The 1049-nt window shown below is 57.4% G+C and carries 1 rRNA gene; it reads left to right on the top strand.

The annotated features are described in order from the left end of the window. Positions 1-1049, top strand: a 23S ribosomal RNA gene (locus ACFWEE_RS32645); the annotation flags it as partial.

Below are 1049 nucleotides of genomic sequence, written 5' to 3'. Positions count from 1 at the left end.
GTCGTGACTGCGTGCCTTTTGAAGAATGAGCCTGCGAGTTAGCGGTGTGTAGCGAGGTTAACCCGTGTGGGGAAGCCGTAGCGAAAGCGAGTCCGAATAGGGCGATTGAGTTGCACGCTCTAGACCCGAAGCGGAGTGATCTAGCCATGGGCAGGTTGAAGCGGAGGTAAGACTTCGTGGAGGACCGAACCCACCAGGGTTGAAAACCTGGGGGATGACCTGTGGTTAGGGGTGAAAGGCCAATCAAACTCCGTGATAGCTGGTTCTCCCCGAAATGCATTTAGGTGCAGCGTCGTGTGTTTCTTGCCGGAGGTAGAGCACTGGATAGGCGATGGGCCCTACCGGGTTACTGACCTTAGCCAAACTCCGAATGCCGGTAAGTGAGAGCACGGCAGTGAGACTGTGGGGGATAAGCTCCATGGTCGAGAGGGAAACAGCCCAGAGCATCGACTAAGGCCCCTAAGCGTACGCTAAGTGGGAAAGGATGTGGAGTCGCAGAGACAACCAGGAGGTTGGCTTAGAAGCAGCCACCCTTGAAAGAGTGCGTAATAGCTCACTGGTCAAGTGATTCCGCGCCGACAATGTAGCGGGGCTCAAGCGTACCGCCGAAGTCGTGTCATTCCAGCATGTACCCCCAACGGGGGCTGGGATGGGTAGGGGAGCGTCGTGTGCCGGGTGAAGCAGCCGCGGAAGCGAGTTGTGGACGGTTCACGAGTGAGAATGCAGGCATGAGTAGCGATACACACGTGAGAAACGTGTGCGCCGATTGACTAAGGGTTCCTGGGTCAAGCTGATCTGCCCAGGGTAAGTCGGGACCTAAGGCGAGGCCGACAGGCGTAGTCGATGGACAACCGGTTGATATTCCGGTACCCGCTTTGAAACGCCCAGTACTGAATCAGGCGATGCTAAGTCCGTGAAGCCGGCCCGATCTCTTCGGAGTTGAGGGTAGTGGTGGAGCCGATGAACCAGACTTGTAGTAGGTAAGCGATGGGGTGACGCAGGAAGGTAGTCCAGCCCGGGCGGTGGTTGTCCCGGGGTAAGGGTGTAGG

The sequence above is a fragment of the Streptomyces sp. NPDC060184 genome, from assembly GCF_042728795.1.
Classification (GTDB): Bacteria; Actinomycetota; Actinomycetes; order Streptomycetales; family Streptomycetaceae; genus Streptomyces.
Note: the sequence above shows the minus strand (reverse complement) of the source record. Positions and strands in the feature narration are given on the sequence as shown.